Annotated in this window: 12 protein-coding genes; 6 read left to right on the top strand and 6 right to left on the bottom strand. The window is 62.9% G+C overall.

Annotation, left to right across the window (positions count from 1 at the left end; genetic code table 11):
* Positions 1-4: 4 nt before the first annotated feature.
* Positions 5-211 (top strand): DUF2905 domain-containing protein, encoded by a 207-nt coding sequence (locus tag AC6R19_RS06420; RefSeq protein ID WP_500578960.1) that lies wholly within the window; start codon positions 5-7, stop codon positions 209-211.
* On the opposite strand, the gene AC6R19_RS06415 is transcribed toward AC6R19_RS06420, so the two are convergent.
* Complete coding sequence (locus tag AC6R19_RS06415; protein ID WP_500578959.1) at positions 212-1864, bottom strand: amidohydrolase; 1653 nt, start codon at positions 1862-1864, stop codon at positions 212-214.
* Between the two features lie 191 nt (positions 1865-2055).
* The gene (locus tag AC6R19_RS06410) at positions 2056-4242 is read right to left on the bottom strand and encodes a TonB-dependent hemoglobin/transferrin/lactoferrin family receptor (RefSeq protein WP_500578958.1); all 2187 of its coding nucleotides are present in this window, start codon (positions 4240-4242) and stop codon (positions 2056-2058) included.
* A gap of 224 nt (positions 4243-4466) precedes the next feature.
* On the opposite strand from AC6R19_RS06410, the gene AC6R19_RS06405 reads away from it, so the two are divergent.
* The 3 genes from AC6R19_RS06405 to cobN all read left to right on the top strand — a co-directional run bounded on the left by AC6R19_RS06405 (position 4467) and on the right by cobN (position 9336).
* Positions 4467-4997, top strand: a complete 531-nt coding sequence (locus AC6R19_RS06405) for a MotA/TolQ/ExbB proton channel family protein (RefSeq protein ID WP_500578957.1) — start codon at positions 4467-4469, stop codon at positions 4995-4997.
* A complete protein-coding gene (locus tag AC6R19_RS06400; protein ID WP_500578956.1) occupies positions 4997-5335 on the top strand; it encodes a DUF2149 domain-containing protein in 339 nt (112 codons plus the stop codon). The genes AC6R19_RS06405 and AC6R19_RS06400 overlap by 1 nt, the downstream gene beginning before the upstream one ends.
* Before the next feature lie 62 nt (positions 5336-5397).
* Complete coding sequence (cobN, locus tag AC6R19_RS06395; RefSeq protein WP_500578954.1) at positions 5398-9336, top strand: cobaltochelatase subunit CobN; 3939 nt, start codon at positions 5398-5400, stop codon at positions 9334-9336.
* A 235-nt stretch (positions 9337-9571) separates the two neighbouring features.
* Here the strand turns inward: cobN and AC6R19_RS06390 are convergent, their stop codons facing one another.
* Positions 9572-10054, bottom strand: coding sequence for an Lrp/AsnC family transcriptional regulator (locus AC6R19_RS06390; RefSeq protein WP_500578952.1), 483 nt, complete (start codon positions 10052-10054; stop codon positions 9572-9574).
* Positions 10055-10357: 303 nt separating this feature from the next.
* Here AC6R19_RS06390 and AC6R19_RS06385 point away from each other — a divergent pair, with 303 nt between their 5' ends.
* Entirely contained in the window at positions 10358-13873 is a 3516-nt protein-coding gene (locus tag AC6R19_RS06385; RefSeq protein ID WP_500578951.1) for an indolepyruvate ferredoxin oxidoreductase family protein, read from the top strand.
* A gap of 198 nt (positions 13874-14071) precedes the next feature.
* A complete protein-coding gene (locus AC6R19_RS06380; RefSeq protein WP_500578948.1) occupies positions 14072-14464 on the top strand; it encodes a glycine zipper family protein in 393 nt (130 codons plus the stop codon).
* Positions 14465-14615: 151 nt separating this feature from the next.
* Here AC6R19_RS06380 and cyoD read toward each other — a convergent pair whose 3' ends face one another.
* From cyoD to AC6R19_RS06365, 3 genes are read right to left on the bottom strand one after another with little or no spacing between them, the layout of a single operon-like run.
* Entirely contained in the window at positions 14616-14933 is a 318-nt protein-coding gene (cyoD, locus tag AC6R19_RS06375; RefSeq protein WP_500578946.1) for a cytochrome o ubiquinol oxidase subunit IV, read from the bottom strand.
* Entirely contained in the window at positions 14930-15520 is a 591-nt protein-coding gene (gene cyoC / locus AC6R19_RS06370) for a cytochrome o ubiquinol oxidase subunit III (RefSeq protein WP_500578945.1), read from the bottom strand. The genes cyoD and cyoC overlap by 4 nt, the downstream gene beginning before the upstream one ends.
* Positions 15517-17511 (bottom strand): cbb3-type cytochrome c oxidase subunit I, encoded by a 1995-nt coding sequence (locus AC6R19_RS06365; RefSeq protein ID WP_500578943.1) that lies wholly within the window; start codon positions 17509-17511, stop codon positions 15517-15519. Before AC6R19_RS06365 ends, cyoC begins: the two co-directional genes overlap by 4 nt.
* Positions 17512-17514 lie beyond the last annotated feature (3 nt).

The raw sequence follows: 17514 nt of genomic DNA, 5'->3' as shown, positions 1-17514 counted from the left end.
AGCCATGTCGAAATGGCTGATTATCGCCGGCTGCCTGCTGTTCGCCGCCGGTGTGCTGCTGCACTTTTTCCCGGGGCTGTTCAGCTGGTTCGGGCGCCTGCCGGGGGATATCCGTATCGAATCCGGACGCAGCCGCTTCTACTTCCCGATAGTGTCGATGATTGTCCTGAGCATCCTGCTCAGTGTGATCATCAATCTGTTCCGGCGCTGATTATTCCGATCGCGTGTAAACCCTTCTCCCCTCCACCCAGGTTTCCATCACCCTGGCCTTCCAGATTTCCTGCGGGTCTATCCCGAAGATATTCCGATCCAGCAGAATAAAGTCCGCGAACTTGCCCGGTTCCAGGCTGCCGATCACTTTTTCCTGGTGGCTGGCATAGGCGGCGTCGAGGGTGAAGGCGCGCAGGGCCTGCTCCAGCGTCATGGCCTCGTCGCTGCGCCAGCCCTTCGCCGGTTCACCCCCGCGGTCGCGGCGGGTCACTGCGGCGTGGATGCCGAACAGGGGATTGGCCGGTTCCACCGGAAAGTCGGAACCGCCGGCGATGCGCGTGCCCTGTTCCAGGAAGATCCGCCAGGCATAGGCGCCGGCCAGTCGCGCCTCGCCCAGGCGGTCGCCGGCCATATTCTTGTCGCTGGTGGCGTGGGTGGGCTGCATGGACGCGATCAGGTTCAGGTCGACGAAGCGGGGAATATCCTCCGGCGTCAGGACCTGGGCGTGCTCCACCCGGTGGCGGAAAGGCTTCTGGTCTTTTTCCCCGTGCAGGGTTTCCAGGTGGTCCAGCACTATATGGTTGGCCCTGTCGCCTATCGCGTGCACGTTCACCTGGAAGCCGTTATCGGTGGCGAGCTGCAGCAGGGACAGGATTTCACTTTCCGGGTACAGCAGCAGGCCCTTTTGCCCGGGGCGGTCGCGATAGGGCTCCAGCAGCGCCGCACCGCGGCTGCCCAGGGCGCCGTCGGCGGACAGCTTGATGCTGCGCACGTAGAGGCGCTCCGAGGGCGAGCCTATATGGCCGGCCTCAAGCGTTTTCGCGAGATTGTCGATGTCCACCGAAATCATCGGGTAGACGCGCAGCGGAATGGCCTTCTCCTCGGCCAGCTGGCGGTAGGCGCGCAGTGTCTGCGCGTCTATGCCCGCGTCGTGCACGCCAGTGAGCCCCAGCGACAGAGCCAGTTCGAAGGCGGCCTGCAGCGACTCCTTGTCCTGCTGCAGATCCGGTGCAGGGATGGCTTTCTCCAGCAAAGCCATGGCGTTGTCGATCAGCACGCCGCTGGGCTCGCCGTTTTCCCCGCGAAGTATTTCGCCACCGCCCGGTGCTTTGGTGTTGCTGTCGATAGCGGCGCGTTTCAGCGCGGCGGAGTTGGCCCAGCCGGCGTGGCCGTCGATTCGGCGCAGCCAGATGGGGTTGTCGATCTCCAGGGCGTCGAGTTGTGCCCGGGTCGGGAATTCTTTCCCGGGCCAGAGCACCTGGTTCCAGCCGCGGCCGAGCAGCCACTCGCCCGGTTCCAGATCCTCCGAAAAGCGCCGGGTGGCCTGCAGTGTCTGCGCGAGATCCAGGTCGCGCAGCTCCAGCTGTTGCTGCAGTCTCCCCAGGCCGAGGACGTGGCCGTGGGCGTCGATCAAGCCGGGCAGCAGTGTCCGGCCGCCGGCGTCGATTTTGTCGGCCTTAGGGTAGCGCCGGCTGAGTGCTGCGTAGTCGCCGGTGGCGAGCACTCTGCCCCGATCGAACACCAGGACGTTGAATTTATCGAGGCGGGTTTCCGTCGCCTGGTAGCCGGTGAAATTGTGTACCAGGGTCGCGGCCTGGATATTCCAGGAGACGAGGGCGAGGAACAGGAATGCGAAGTTTCGGAAGAGGTGCATGATTATTAGCCTTATTCTGACCTGCTGTGCGCTTGATATTACCAGTAGGCAGAAAGTGCCAACAAAAAAGCCGCGGTGCAAATGCAGCGCGGCCTTTTTAAGGTTCCGTAGGGTGCGCCGTGCGCACCACACCAGCTCGGAGGCAGGGTTAAGCTTCTTCGCTGCGAACGGCGCACCCCTACGGGCCCCGATCAGAACTCGTACTTCACCGAAGCGGAGAAGGTGCGGCCCGCGGCGGAGCTTACCGACAGATCGCTGCCCGCATCGCGGCCGGCGACATTGACGTAGGGCACATACTCCTTGTCCAGCAGGTTGTTGACCGCCAGGTTGAAGGACAGCTGCTCCAGCGCCTGGTAGCCCAGCACCCAGTCCACGGCACCGAAGCCGGCCACTTCGGTCTCGCCCTCGTTGACGCGGTCCATGCGCTCGGCCCAGCGCAGCAGCAGCTGGCTGGAGAGCTGGTCGCCGCTGTAGGCGGCACCCACCACGCCGGACAGCGGGCTGACGGAGCGCAGGTACTCGCCGGTGGTGTCGTTCTCGCCGCGCTGGTAGCTGGCGCTGGCGAAGAACTCCAGGGCCGGGGTCAGGTACCATGTGACGCTCGCTTCCATGCCCTTGATGGTGACCGAGTCGATATTCCGGTACTGGTAGGTCTCGGAAACACCGACGACGTTGCCGTCGCCGTCGAACTGCAGTTCGCTGTCGATCAGCCCGGCCTCCAGGAAGTCGTCGTAACTGGTGTGGAATACCGCGGAGCTGAAGGCGAAATCCCCGACGTGGCCGCGCAGACCCAGCTCGAAGGTGTCGCTGGTTTCCGGCGAAAGATCGTCCGCCGGTATCACTTCGTAGGCGTAGCCGGGGAAGGACAGCGAGTGCTCCAGATACGCCAGGTCGTAGGCCGGAACCTTGAAGCCCTGGCCGTACTGGGCAAAGGCGGTCAGGCGCGGGTTGATCCGGTAGAGGCTGCCCAGGTTGAAGGAGACATTGCTCTCCTCGATCGTGACGTAGGGCGCACCGTCGGACTTGAGGGCGCCGTTGGGGTCCATCTCGTACCAGTCGTAGCGCAGGCCCGGCGTTACGGTCAGGTCGCCGCCGGCTAAGGTCATCTCGTCGTTCAGGAAGAGGCCGGCGCGGGCCACGTCGTTCTCCGGGAATTTGTCCGTGGTCTGGTCGCGGGTGACCTGGATTTCGGTAGCGCGGGTGGGCAGGGCCTGGCGGAACTCGCGCACGGTGCGGCTGCTCTCGGTGGTTTCCAGGTCGAGGCCGTAGCCCAGGGTGTGCTGTTCATTCAGTGCCTTGAAGGCGTTGGACAGCAGGCCGCGGGTGTCCTGGGCGTAAACGCCTGTCTCCCACATATCGCGCAGTTCCATCACGCCGAACACGGGCGCGTTGATGTCCAGCTGGGCGTACTGCTCGTCGGTCTGTTCCGTCCTGTTCTGGTACAGGCTGACATTCAACTGGTCGTAGATGGGCGTGGCCGTTTTGCTGTGGTAGCGCAGCTGGTAGGCGCGGGTTTCCTTCTCCGAGGTGAAGCTTTCGGCGGCGATGTTGTAGCCGTAGACATCCAGGGAGCGGAAGGGGGAGAGGAGGCCATCGGCGGTATCGCCCAGGGTTTCCTGGTTCCAGAGATCGGCGCTGACGCTGATGAAGTCCTCGCCGCCCAGGTTGAACCTGGCCTTGTACAGCAGGCTGTCGGATTCTATCTCGCCGGGTGCCAGGGTATCGTCGTAGTTCTGCTGCTCTTCACCATCGCGATAGGTCAGGTGCAGCAACTGCTCGAAGTTGCCGGAGCGGAAGGCCAGGGTAGGGGAGATGTGGGCCTGGCTGGAGAGGCCGTTGTAGCCGGTCTTCAGCGCGCCGCCCAACTGATCGCCCTCCGCCAGGTAGTCGCTGGCGTCCTTGGTGGTGAAGACGACGATACCGGCCAGGGCGTCGGAACCGTACAGGGAGGAGGCGGCGCCCTTGGCCACTTCCACCTGCTTCAGGGTGTCCGTCTCGATCATGCCGCGGCCGACCACGTCGTTCAGGCCGTCGGCGCCGTAGCCCTCATTCATGCGCATGCCGTCCTTCACGATCAGCACCCGGTCGCCGCCCATGCCGCGCACCAGGATGTTCTGGGCGCCGCCGGCCCGGCCCGTCACCTCGACGCCCGGCTCGTACTGGAACAGCTGGTTCATATCGTTCATCTGCAGCTTTTCGATCTCGTCGCCGGTAACCACCGAGACGTTGCCGGCCACATCCTTCAGCGGCTTTTCGGCGCGGCCGCTGACGACGATCAGTTCCAGCTCGTCGGCGGCTGCAGTGGTGCTTTCTTCAGCGTAGAGGCTGGGGGCGGACAACAGGCCCAGCAGGGCTGCGGCGAGAGGGTTACGTTTCATGGTCATGTCCTTATTGATGTTTAACTGCCTGTTTTGGCGTCGGATTCGATTGGCGACGGAGGTGGCCTTATGGCCCTGATAGTGGCGAATTATAGGAGTGCGTATTTAAATTTAAAGCTAAATGATAATAGTTATCAAAAAGATTTTGATTGACCTGATGAGTTCCCTTGGTTAATTTGCGCTCCCGTCTAACGAATACGAATAACCCCCCGACGAGGTGCGTCTTGAATATCCAGACAATTGAGAACCTGATGGCCAGCGTGGCCGACCTGTTTATGGCGCCGGTGCTGCTGGCGATCCTGGTACTGTTTGTCTACGCCCTCTACGCCTGCGGCCGCTTCCTGTCCCTGTGGTTGCTGCGCCGCAGGAACGCCATCGCCTACCAGCGCGCCCTGAGCCAGGGGGAAGTGCCGTGGCTGCCCGGCTACCAAGTGCACAACTACTATGTGCGCAATCCCCAGGCCTGCGACGACGAGCTGGAGGTCTTCGCGCTGAAGAAGCTGGAAATGCTGCGCATGGCCACCCGCATAGCGCCGATGCTGGGCCTGATCGCCACCATGATCCCGATGGGTCCGGCCCTGCGCGCACTGGCGGACGGCAATATCCAGGGCATCAGCGAAAACCTGATCATCGCCTTCGCCGCGGTGATCTGGGGCCTGGCCATCTCCACCCTGACTTTCTGCCCGGCGTCGGTGAAGAAGCGCTGGTATGCCTCTGAGCTGATCAATATCCGCAAGCTGAAGGGGGCCGCCTGATGCGCTTTCTCGAGGAAGACGAGGAACTCAACCCGATACTGAGCGCGGTCAACCTGATCGACGTGTTCCTGGTGATCATTGCCGCGCTGCTGATTGCCATCGCCCAGAACCCGCTGAACGTCTTTTCCAGTGAAAAGGTCACGGTGATCAAGAATGCCGGCGAGCCGAATATGGAAGTGATCGTCAAGGAAGGCAGGGAGATCAAACAGTACAAGTCCACCGGCGAAATCGGTTCCGGCGAGGGCACCCGCGCCGGCGTCGCCTACCAGATGGCCGACGGCAGCCTGGTATATGTGCCGGAAGAAAGTGACCAGGCTGCAGGGGGAAATAACAAATGAGTACATTTGTCGATTGCCATCGTAGGGTGCGCCCTGCACACCATAAATCCCGGGGCGGCGCATTGGCTTTCATATGGTGCGCATGGCACACCCTACTGCTGGGGCTGTTTGTGGTTGCACTGGCGCAGGCGGAAGAGAAGCCCAAAGTGCTGCTGATGATGTCCAGCCACACGGCCGAAGCCAAGGGCGACCTGTTGACCGAGTTGGCCGCCGACCAGCCCTTTGCGCTGGAGGTGTTCAACAGTAAGGGCAAGAGCGAGGAAGAAATAGAGCAGGCCTGGGCCTCCGCCGGCCTGATTATGCTCGACGGCATCAATCCGGCCCTGTCCCAGTTTATGCTCGCCAGGTACCAGCCGCTGCTGGCCAAGTACCCGCAGGTGCCGGTGATTTCCCTGGGCGACCTGGATAACGAATCCATGAACCAGGGGCTGGGCGATGAACAGCACCAGGCCGTCGGCAGCTATTTCAATAACGCCGGGCGCAGGAACTACCGCAACCTGACGCTGTACCTGTCGTCGCAGGTGTTCGACCTGTCCGACGCATCAGTGCCTGCACCGATCGAGGTACCCGATGTCGGACTCTATCACCCGCGCTACGCGGACATGGTCACAGACAAAGAAAATGCTTTTTATGACTGGCTGGAAGCCGGAGAGAAGCAGCCGGTAATCGCGGTGGCCATTCACCGCTCCGTGGTCGACTACGAACAGCAGCAGGTGGTGGACACGCTGCTCGAGGGCCTGGAAGCAAAGGGCGCAAAGGCGTTCGGCTTCTTCTTCGAGGGGGAGGATCTGCCGCTCAGCTATCCGCAACTGCTGCAGGACGACAACAACCAGACCCGCGTCGACCTGATCGTCAACTACCGCTCGCTGCACTATGTGGCAAAGCGCCGCGCGGAGTTCGAAAAACTGGGTGTGCCGGTAATTCACGCGCTCAACTACACAGAGGGCGGCGAAGACGCCTACCTGGCCGACAACAGCGGCGTATCCCCGTCGCTGACCCCCTTTTTCCTGGTGATGCCGGAGGATACCGGCAGCATAGACCCGGTGCTGATCGCGGCCAATGACAAGGGCGTCAAGCGGGTAATGCCGGAGCAGATGAACGCCCTGGTGGAGCGCGCCTGGAATCACGCCAGTCTGGCCCACAAGCCGAACGCCGAGAAGAAAGTGGCCACCTTTATCTGGAACTATCCTCCCGGCGAAAAAAATATCGGAGCTGCTTTCCTCGACGTGCCTTCCTCGATCGAGTCCATCGCCAAAGAGATGAAAACGCGTGGCTACCGCATCGAGCTGCAGGACTCCAGGACCCTGATCGACTGGGCCGGCCAGCTGCTGCGCCCCTACTACCGGCGCGAGGACAGTTCCGCGTTGATCGACAAGGGCCTGGCGGACTGGATGCCGCTGTCCACCTACCAGCGGTGGTTTGAGTCACTGCCTGCCAGTGTGCGCGATCCTATCGTCGAGCGCTGGGGTGCGCCCGAAGACAACGCCATGCTGGCGGAACACGGCGGCGAGCCGGCCTTCGTGATCCCGCGCATGACACTCGGCAACCTGATAGTCCTGCCCCAGGGCGTGCGCGCGGACAACGCTAGGGATCACGCATCCCTGTACCACGATATGAAAACCCCGGTAAACCACGCCTACCTGGCGGTCTATCTCTACGCGCGCCAGACCTTCGGCGCCGATGCCTATATCCACCTGGGCACTCACGGCTCCCAGGAGTGGCTGACCGGCAAGGAGCGCGGCCTGTCGGTGTACGACGCACCAAGCCTTGCCATCGGCAATATCCCGGTCTTCTACCCCTACATCATCGACAACGTCGGCGAGGCGATGCAGGCCAAGCGCCGCGGCCGCGCCACCATGATCAGCCACCTGACCCCGGGTTTCGCCAAGGCCGGCCTCTACGCCGAGGTGGCGGAGCTGTCCGAACTGATGGGCAACTACCTGTTGCTGGAGGAGGGGCAGACGAAGCAGAACACCCGCGACAGTATCGTAGCCCTGGCGGAAACGCTGAATATGCTCAGGGACCTGGAGTTGTCGAAGGAGGAACTGACCGCGGACTTCGACAGGCGGCTCAGCCACCTGCAGGACTACCTGACCCAGCTGGCGGATATGAGCCAGCCGCTGGGCATTCACCGCTTCGGAGAATTGCCCAGGTCCGAGCACCTGACCAGCACCATGCTGCAGATGCTGGGCGAGGACTTTATGACCGCCGCCGGCGCATACGAGAAGGAAAACGGCCTGAGCCTGCCAGAGGAGCAGACCCGCGATGAGCGCAATGTGGCGGCGCTGGAGGCCCAGCCCGGCTACCAGCTTTTGAGCGCCTATTTATCCGGGGAACTGTCCGGCAAGGAATTGCCGGAAGGTCTCAGCCACCAGCTGCAGACCGGCCGCGAATATTCGGACAATTTCGCCGATATCGCCGAGCTGCAGAACCTGATGCTGGCCCTCGAAGGCGGGTATATCCCGGTCAGCCACGGCGGCGATCCTATCCGCAACCCGCAGGCGGTGCCCACCGGCCGCAACCTGATCGGTTTTAATCCGGCCAAGGTGCCGTCGAAGGAGGCCTACGAGGCGGGTGTGCAGCTGATGGACCAGACCATCGCCGACTACCGCGCCAAACACGGCCGCTTCCCGGACAAACTGGCCTTCTCCCTCTGGTCCCTGGAGACCATGCGCCACCAGGGCGCGCTGGAGGCGCAGATACTCCACGCCCTGGGCCTGAAACCCAAGTGGAACCAGCAGGGCAACGTTGTGGGCACAGAAGTGATTCCCTATTCAGAACTGAAGCGCCCGCGCGTCGACGTGGTCATCTCCGCGACCGGTCTCTACCGGGATGCCTTCCCCAACGTGATGCTGTGGCTGGCCGAGGCCATCGACAAGGTGGCGCAGATGAAGGAGGACAATAACTTCGTCTACCGCCACGCCCAGGCCCTGCAGCAGGAACTCCTGCAGGAGGGCAAGAGCGAGGAGGACGCCCGATACCTGTCCTCGGTGCGCATCTTCTCCAACGAAACCGGCAACTACGGCACCGGCCTGAACGGCGCCAGCCTCGCATCGGATTCCTGGGAGACCGACGACAAGCTGGCGGATCTGTATATGCGCCGCATGGGCTTCGCCTACGGTGTGGACGAGTCGCGCTGGAGTGAGGATCAGAGGGAGTCCGGATTGTATGGCAAGGTACTGTCCGGCACCGACGGCGTGATCTTCTCGCGCTCCACCAATCTCTACGCGTTGATGACCAACGACGATCCCTTCCAGTACTTCGGTGGTATCGGCCTGGCAGTGCGCAACCTGGACGGCGCGACGCCGGAGATGTACGTGTCCAACCTGCGCCGCAGGGACAGTATCAAGGCCCAGACCCTGGACGAGTTTATCAACCGGGAGATACGCAGCCGCTACTTCCACCCGCGCTGGATCCAGGCGATGCAGGAATCCGGCTACGCCGGCGCCACCGCCATCCTGGACCGGGTCAACAATATGTGGGGCTGGGAAGTGATGACCCCGGAGGCGATCCGCGACGACCAGTGGCAGGAAATGTTCGAGGTCTACGTGGATGACAAATACCAGATGGCCATGCGCGAATTCTTCGAGGAACACAACGCCGAGGCCCTGGCGCAGATGCTGGAGCGCATGCTGGAGGCGGTGCGCAAGGGCTACTGGCAAGCGGACGCCGAAACGCTGAAGAAGATGGTGGAGACCTACGCGGAACTGGTAAAAGAATTCGACGTGGCCACCGACAACGAGAAATTCAAGGAATTCGTCAGCGAACAGGCGGTCGGCTTCGGCCTGGCCCCCCTGGCCAACGGGCAGGTTCTCGAAAATGTCGCTGCAGCAGCGCCGACCCAGCAGGTCAGCGGCCAGAAGCTGGAGCAGGTGGAGCAGCCGTCCAGCGATGACAATTCGCAGATCTATCTGTGGTTGCTGTTACTGGGCATCCTGTTCGCCGGATTTGTCAGTAACCTGGTAGAAAGGCGGCCGGAAAAATTGCCGCTGACGGCCTGATTGGAAGGGCGTGGGTTGGGCTGGGCCCCGCGAAACCCAACGTTCGTGGCGCGGTCCAGTTGGGCTTCATGGAATTCAGCCCAACCTGGGCGGGCCGCCACCGAATTGGCTACAGGGATCAACCCGGACATGGGCGAATACAAGGTTCGCCCATGCGGATCGGCATCAGAACCCTGAAAGCCGACAATACCAGTGCCGCCGCGCGCCCGAATAGCGGCCGGTTGCGGCCCGGCGCTTACTTTTCCAGTAACTGATCCAGCGGCAACTCGGTCCGGTAGCGCACCTGCTTCAGCGAGAAGCTGCTCTTGATATGGTCGATACCCGGCAGCTCGGTGAGCTTCTTGTCGAGGAATTCCTGGTAGGCCTGCAGGTTCGGCACCACGACGCGCAGCAGGTAGTCGAAGTCGCCGGTCATCAGGTAGCACTCCATTACCTCAGGCCACTGGCCGATCACCGACTCGAAATCCTGCAGCTCCTTCTTCACCTGGTGGTTCAGGGTCACCTGGATAAACACGCTCACCGGCAGGCCCACCTTCTCCGGTTCCAGCAGGGTCACCGCGCGCTTGATAAAGCCCTGTTCGTGCAGGTTCTTCACCCGGCGGGAGCAAGGGGAGGGGGACAGGCAGACCTTCTCCGCCAGTTCGATATTGGGGATGGTGGCGTCCTGCTGCAGTATCTCCAGGATCTTTTTATCGATGGCATCCAGCATGTAGGCCATTGTTCTATTCCATGTCTCATCTTTAGGTGATTGCACCAGGCTCGCGGCCAACTATAGTTGCGGTGGCTCGGACTGCCGGCGGGCGGCCGTAACGGGGAAACAGGCGTCAGCCGCACTTTGACTTGCATTCCCCAAAATGGTGCCGATTGAGTGATTCGTTGCCAGTACCAGCCAGTCTTTGGTGACTTGTGCCGGCATTATGCCTTATCAATGCCTATTTTGGTATGACCCACTTCGCCGGCCGGTGTTAATTTTACCGGCAAATAAAAAACCAATAACGACCGATTTGGCGAGGTGGTACCCATGGCGATGGTCGAGAAGGATCAGGAACTGGGCTTCGATAGTGAATATTCCCTGAAGGCCGCATTTACCCGCGATGCCGGCCGCGTCTTTCTGACTGGCATAGACGCACTGGTGCGTCTGCCTATTATGCAGAAGCAGATGGACGAACGGGACGGGCACAACACCGCCGGCTTTATCTCCGGCTACCGCGGCTCGCCCCTGGGCGGCTACGACCAGGCCCTGTGGCGGCACAAGAAGCTGCTGGCCGAACGGGATATCCACTTCGAACCGGGCATCAACGAGGACCTGGGGGCGACCAATATCTGGGGCACCCAGCTGCTGGACCACTACCGGGAACAGGCTACCAGGGAGGGCGTCTTCTCCATCTGGTACGGCAAGGGCCACGGCGTCGACCGCAGTGCCGACGTCTTCCGCCAGGCCAATGTCCAGGGCACCTCCAGGCTCGGCGGCGTGCTGGCCCTGTGCGGCGACGACCACACCGCCGAGTCCTCGATGTTCTCCCACAACACCGACCAGATCTTCGAGTCGGTGATGATGCCGCTGCTGTTCCCGGCCACCATCGACGAGTACCTGACCCTGGGCCTGGCCGGTATCGCCCTGTCGCGCTTCTCCGGCCTCTGGGTCGGCTTCAAGACGATCACCGAGACTGTGGAAGCTGGCGCTTCCATAATGGTGCCGCCGCTGCCGCAATTCACCGTCCCGGCGGATTTCCCGATTCCGCCCCACGGCCTGAACTACGACCCGCACCTGAACTGGCCCGCCGAGCGTCTCGAATACGAACGGCGCATGCTGGAGGAGCGCCTGCCGGCGGCAATGGCATTCGCGCACGCCAACCAACTCGACAAAATTATCGTTTCCGCCCCGCGGAAACGACTGGGCATAGTCACCGTGGGCAAGGCCCACGGCGATCTGCTCGAGGCACTGGAACTGCTGAACCTGAGCGAGCGCGACTTGCGGGGCGCCGGTATCTCCATCTACAAGGTGGCCATGAGCTGGCCGCTGGAACCGGTGGGCATGAGCCAGTTCGCCGAGGGCATGGAGCGACTGCTCGTCGTCGAGGAGAAGCGCCCGCTGGTGGAAGACCAGCTGAAAAAACTGCTCTACGGCTGGGCCGACGGCGCGCGCCCGAAAGTGGTGGGCAAGAAGGACCTGAACGGCGACGACCTGCTGCCGGCCATCTGGGGCTTTGGCCCGGATCGGGTGGCGGTGGCCATCGCCCGCTGGCTGGCGGATACAGAGCTGGCCGAGAAAATAATCCCGCTGGCGGAAAAGCTCGGCGGCAATGTGCCGGCGAAGGCTGAGGGCCTGCTCGCCCGGGAACCGGTTTTCTGTGCCGGCTGCCCGCACAACACCTCCACCAAACTGCCGGAGGGCAGTATCGGCAGTGCCGGTATCGGCTGCCATATCATGGCCCTGGGCAAGGGCCTGCGCACCGATACCTATTCCCATATGGGCGGCGAGGGCGCCCACTGGGTGGGGCTGCACCGCTTCTCCAGTGCCGGCCATATTTTCCAGAATATGGGCGACGGCACCTACAACCACTCGGGCCTGCTGGCGATCCGCCAGGCGGTGGCGAGCAAGGTCAATATCACCTACAAGATTCTGCTCAACGACGCCGTGGCCATGACCGGCGGCCAGCCCGCCGACGGCGAGGTGACCGCGCCCAGCCTGGCGGCGCAGCTGCTGGCCGAGGGCGTGCGCGAGGTGATACTGCTGAGCGAAAACCCGGATCACTGGCTGAAGAACCGCGGCCAATTGCCGGCCGCGGTGGAGATACTGCCGCGCTCGGAACTGGATGCGGTGCAGCGCCGCCTGCGCGAAACCGAAGGCGTGACCGCGATCATCTACGAGCAGGTGTGCGCGGCGGAGAAGCGCCGCCGGCGCAAGAAAAAGCAGATGGTGGATCCGCCCAGGCGGCTGCTGATCAACCACCGGGTCTGCGAGGGCTGCGGCGACTGCAGCGTGCAGTCCAGCTGTATCGCGGTGGAGCCGCTGGAAACTGAGTACGGGCGCAAGCGCCAGGTAAACCAGTCCAGCTGCAACAAGGACATGCGCTGCGCCGACGGCTTCTGCCCGAGCTTCGTTTCTGTCGAGGGCGGCGAGCTGAAGAAGCCGCCGGTGCAGTCACTGGCGGACGCGCTGGATGTGGCCATCGCCGGCCTGCCTTCTGCTCCTGTGGCGAACCTGGAAAAACCGCTCAGTATCCTGGTAGCGGGTATCGGCGGCAGCGGCGTGCTGACCGTGGCCGCGCTGCTGGGCATGGCCGCACACCTGGAGGAGAAGGGCAGCACCACCCTGTATTTCACCGGCCTGTCGCAGAAGAACGGCGCCGTGGTGGCGCATGTAAAAGTCGGCGCGCGCCCGGAATCCATCACCACCGCGCGCATCCGCGACGGCGCGGCGGAACTGTTGCTGGGCTGCGATATGGTGACCGCCGCCGGCCAGAGACCGAAATTCGCCGAAGGAAAAATGCGCGCGCTGGTCAACACCGCAGAGGTGCCGGTGGCCGCGTTTATCCGCGACAACGAACTGGCATTCCCGGCGGACGCGACCCAGCAGAGCATCGAATCCCTGTGCGCCGAGTATTTCGCCTTCGACGCGAACAAATACGCCCAGGCGCTATTCGGCGACACCGTCGCCAGCAACCTGATGATCATGGGCTACGCCTGCCAGAAGGGCCTGCTGCCGATCGGCGAGGCGGCCCTGGAGCGGGCCATAGAACTGAACGGCGTGGCGGTGGAGAACAACCTGCGCGCTTTTCGCGCGGGTCGTCTGCTGGCGGTGAACCCGAAAGCGGTGGAGCAGCTGGCTGTGCCGGCGCAGCCGGTGAAGCTGGTCGAGCCGCAGGAATCTGTCCAGCAGCTGGTTGCGCGACTGACTGCCGAGCTGACCCGGTACCAGAGCGCCGCCTATGCGCGCCATTTCTCCCGCAGCATCGAGCGTTTGCAGGCTGCGGAAAAAGCCCTGGCGAATGGCGACGGCAGCCTGACCCGCGCCGCCGCCAACAGCCTCCACAAGGCCATGGCCTACAAGGACGAGTACGAGGTGGCGCGCCTCTACAGCGGCGAGGATTTCCAGCGCCAGCTCAAGGAGACCTTTACCGGCGACTACAAGCTGAAATTCCATATGGCGCCGCCGGTCATTGCACGCCCGGACGGCAGCGGCCGCGTGAAGAAAATGCAGTTCGGCCCCTGGATGGGCAGGCTGATGCCGCTGCTGGCGAAAGGCAAGGTGCTGCGCGGCACCGTCTTCGACCTGTTCGGCTATACCCGGGAGCGGCGCGCCGAGCGCGATTGGGCGCGGCAGGTGGACAGGGCGGTCAACGCCGTCGCCGCACAGCTGAACGGCGATAACTATTCTGTTGCGCAGGAACTGCTGGCGCTGCCGCTGCAGGTGCGCGGCTATGGCCATGTGCGCGAGCAGAAGTTCGCCCAGGTGCACGAGCGCTGGCAGCAGTTGCTGGGCCGCTTTGCCGACAGCGACGGCGGGGCCGAGCTGGCTGCCACCGCTTCCTGATTGCACTGTCCCCTCTGTAGGAGCGGTCCGGCCGCTCCTACATGGAGATTTCCCTCCCTTACTGCGTCTGTGCAGTCACAATTTTTTCTCCCGCCAACTGGCGCCAGCTTCCACCGGCAGCTAAACCTAATGAGGAACAAGGCGACATTTTGCGGCGCGTACTTTGCTCGCGCCGAGATGGGTTGAGAGGAGTGTTAGATGAAGTCTGGAGTAGCAGTGATGGGGCTCTGCGCTGCGCTGACAGTCGGCTGTGCCACGCAGCCGGAGCAGGTGCCCGGGGCCGGCGGTATTATCATCGATACCTACGGCGTAAATATGCGTCAGTACCAGGCGGATCTGGCGGACTGTAAGGGGCTGTCCTATGCGGCCCGCGCCGATGAGGGGCGCAGGGGCGTGACCCGCGCTGCCGGCGGTGCATTGCTGGGCGGTGCCCTGGGCGCGATTATTGGCGACAGCAGCAGTGCCGCGGCCGCTGGCGCCGGTGCCGGGGCGCTGCTGGGGGGCGTTTCCGGCGTCACCAGTGCCAATGTCGAGGCGACCCGCGTCACCAAAAACTGTCTGCGCGGTCGCGGATATCGGGTGTTGAATTGATCTTTTTTTGATCAGTTCGGTCAAAGAGGCACTGTTTATTGATATTCGGCAAACTCACAGGACTTATTTTGAGCCGGAAACCTCCGGCTCTTTTTTTTGCCCGAAGGTGGCGCGCAAATCGACGTCGGGGCCGGTGCATTGAGAGGGCAGGCTAGACCCACATCCGGTAGTGCAGATTGAACATGATCCACAGGCTGCCGCCGATCATGATCAGGATAAGGACGGCAGCGAAGGCGATGGCCACCATCCTCTCCGGCGGCGTGGAGCGGAGCCCCAGGTGGAGGAAGCAGCGCAGGTGCACCAGCACCTGGACCAGCGCCGCGGCGCCGATGGAGATCAACGCGCCATCCCTGGGCAGTGCACCGGCGGCGACGATGCCGAATGGGATGGCGGTCAGCAGCAGCGCCAGCGCATAGCCGGTCAGGTAGGATCTCAGCTTGCGGCCGGCGGCCGCTTCGGCATTTTTCATTTCAGTATCCCCGGCAGATAGACGGCGGAAAAAATGCCGATCCACACGATATCCAGGAAATGCCAGAAGAAGCCGAGCCGCTCCAGGCGCGAAGCCACCGGCCGGCTCAATCCTTTTGCGGCCACCTGGGCGATCATCACCAGGATAAAAACCAGCCCCGCGCTCACGTGCAGCCCGTGGGTGCCCACCAGGGTAAAAAAGGCGGACAGGAATCCGCTGCGATCCGGCCCCGCACCCCGGGCGACCATGCCCTGGAACTCGCTGACTTCCATCGCCACGAAACCCAGGCCCAGCGCAAAGGTGACCGCCAGCCAGGCCAGGAGGAGGGAGCGTTTGCCGGCATCCAGCGCCAGCGACGCCAAGCCGAAGGTGAGGCTGCTGGTCAGCAGCAGCAGGGTTTCGGCGAAGGTATGGGACAGGCTGAACAGGTCGCCGCCGCCCGGCCCGCCCGCGGTGTTGCCGGCCATCACCAGATAGGTGGCGAACAGTAGCGCAAAGATAATGGCGTCGCTCATCAGGTAGAGCCAGAAGCCGAGCGCCCGCTGCTCATAGGCACCGGCTTCCGGCAGCACAGCGGCGGCGCTCACAGCGCTCCCCCCCTGGCGAGGTTCTCGAAGCGTCCATCCTCGATTGCCTGCACTTCGCTGGCGGGCAGGACGAATTCGGTCCTGTCGCAAAAACTGCGCGCCGCGACGGTGGCCAGTATCGCCAGCAGCGCGCCGGCCGCCGCCCACCAGATATGCCAGACCACGGAAAAGCCGAACACAAAGGCGAGCCCGCCGATCAGTACGCCGGCGCCGGTGTTCTTCGGCAGCAGAATATCCTGGTAGCGCTCCGGTCTGGCATAGACGGCGCCGCGCCGCTTCATATCGTGCAGGGCGTCGATATCCCGCACCCGCGGCAGCACGGCGAAATTGTAGGGGGCCGGCGGGGACGATGTGAGCCACTCCAGGGTGCGCCCGTTCCAGGGATCGCCGGTCAGGTCCCGCCGGTTTTCCCGGTGGCGGATGCTGGTGACCAGCTGCGCGACCAAGCAGGCGATACCGGCCAGTATTGCCGCCGCCCCCAGGGCCGCAACCACCAGGAAGGGGTACCAGGCGGCCACGTCGTAGTGTTCCATGCGCCGGGCCATGCCCATAAAGCCCAGAGCGTAGAGCGGCATAAAGGCCAGGTAAAAGCCGATGATCCAGCACCAGAAGGCGCGCTTGCCCCAGCGCTCGTCCAGGGTGAAGCCGAAGGCCTTGGGAAACCAGTACATATAACCGGCCAGGTAGCCGAAGAGTGCGCCGGGAATCAGCATGTTGTGGAAGTGTGCCACCAGAAAGGTGGAGTTGTGCATCAGGTAGTCCGCTGGCGGCAGCGCCAGCAGCACGCCGGTCATACCGCCGATCACAAAGGTGACGATAAATCCCAGGGTCCACAGCATCGAGGGATGGAAGGTGATGCGCCCGCGAAACAGGGTCATCAGCCAGTCGAAGACCTTCACCCCGGTGGGCACGGCGATCACCATGGTGGCGATACCGAAAAAGGCGTTGACCCCGGCACTGGCGCCCATGGTGAAAAAATGGTGCAGCCACACGGTAAAGGACAAAAGGGCGATCGCCATGGTGGCGTAGACCAGGGACTTGTAGCCGAACAGACGCTTGGCGGCAAAGGTGGAGACCACCCCGGAATAGATACCGAAGGCCGGCAGTATCAGGATATAGACTTCCGGGTGACCCCAGATCCAGAAGAGGTTGATGTAATTCATCAGATTGCCGCCGCCGGCATTGGTGAAAAAGTGCATCCCGAAGATACGGTCCAGGGCCAGCAGGGCGGTGGTCACCGTGAGGGCGGGAAAGGCGAAGATCATCAGGATGCTGGAGGCCAGGGTCGTCCAGCAGAAGAGCGGCATGCGCATCAGTTGCATGCCCGGCGCGCGCCGCTTGAGGATGGTGACGATGAAGTTGATGCCGGAGAGGGTGGTGCCTACGCCGCTGACCTGGATGGCCCAAATCCAGTAATCGACGCCCACGCCGGGGTTGTACGCTGCGCCGGAATAGGGCGGGTAGCCGGTCCACCCCGCGGTGGAAAAGCGGCCAATCACCAGCGATATCAGCACCAGCCCGGCGCCGGCGGCGGTCAGCCACAGGCTGACGGAATTCATAAAGGGGAAGGCGACGTCCCGTGAGCCTATCTGCTGCGGCACGATGATATTGATCAGCCCGGTCAGGAACGGCATCGCCATAAAAAAGACCATGATGGTGCCGTGGGAACTGAAGATCTGGTCGAAATGCTCCGGCGGCAAATAGCCGTCGGAGTTGAGCGCAAACGCCTGCTGGGCGCGCATCATGATGGCGTCGACAAAACCGCGCAGCAGCATCACCAGCGCCAGCATCACGTACATGATGCCGATGCGCTTGTGGTCCAGGCTGGTCATCCACTCCCGCCACACGGTGCGCCACTTGCCCAGCCAGGTGATGGCGCCGACCACGGTGAGCAGGCCGAGCAGGGTGACCACCGCGCCGCCGATGGCGACCCAGCTGTAAAAGGGCAGGGCATCGGCGGCGGTCAGCCTTCCCAGGATGCGCATCTCCATCAA

The sequence above is a fragment of the Microbulbifer sp. SE14 genome (assembly GCF_059834885.1).
The sequence above is the reverse complement of the archived record's forward strand: the minus strand, read 5'-3'. Positions and strand labels throughout refer to the sequence as shown.

Excerpts from the sequence above, each read along its gene's own strand:
- AC6R19_RS06400 (WP_500578956.1), top strand. The coding sequence starts at position 4,997 with ATGCGCTTTCTCGAGGAAGACGAGGAACTCAACCCGATACTGAGCGCG.
- AC6R19_RS06380 (WP_500578948.1), top strand. The coding sequence starts at position 14,072 with ATGAAGTCTGGAGTAGCAGTGATGGGGCTCTGCGCTGCGCTGACAGTC.
- AC6R19_RS06420 (WP_500578960.1), top strand. The coding sequence starts at position 5 with ATGTCGAAATGGCTGATTATCGCCGGCTGCCTGCTGTTCGCCGCCGGT.
- cyoD (WP_500578946.1), bottom strand. The coding sequence starts at position 14,933 with ATGAAAAATGCCGAAGCGGCCGCCGGCCGCAAGCTGAGATCCTACCTG.
- AC6R19_RS06390 (WP_500578952.1), bottom strand. The coding sequence starts at position 10,054 with ATGGCCTACATGCTGGATGCCATCGATAAAAAGATCCTGGAGATACTG.
- AC6R19_RS06365 (WP_500578943.1), bottom strand. The coding sequence starts at position 17,511 with ATGGAGATGCGCATCCTGGGAAGGCTGACCGCCGCCGATGCCCTGCCC.
- AC6R19_RS06385 (WP_500578951.1), top strand. The coding sequence starts at position 10,358 with ATGGCGATGGTCGAGAAGGATCAGGAACTGGGCTTCGATAGTGAATAT.
- AC6R19_RS06415 (WP_500578959.1), bottom strand. The coding sequence starts at position 1,864 with ATGCACCTCTTCCGAAACTTCGCATTCCTGTTCCTCGCCCTCGTCTCC.
- AC6R19_RS06410 (WP_500578958.1), bottom strand. The coding sequence starts at position 4,242 with ATGAAACGTAACCCTCTCGCCGCAGCCCTGCTGGGCCTGTTGTCCGCC.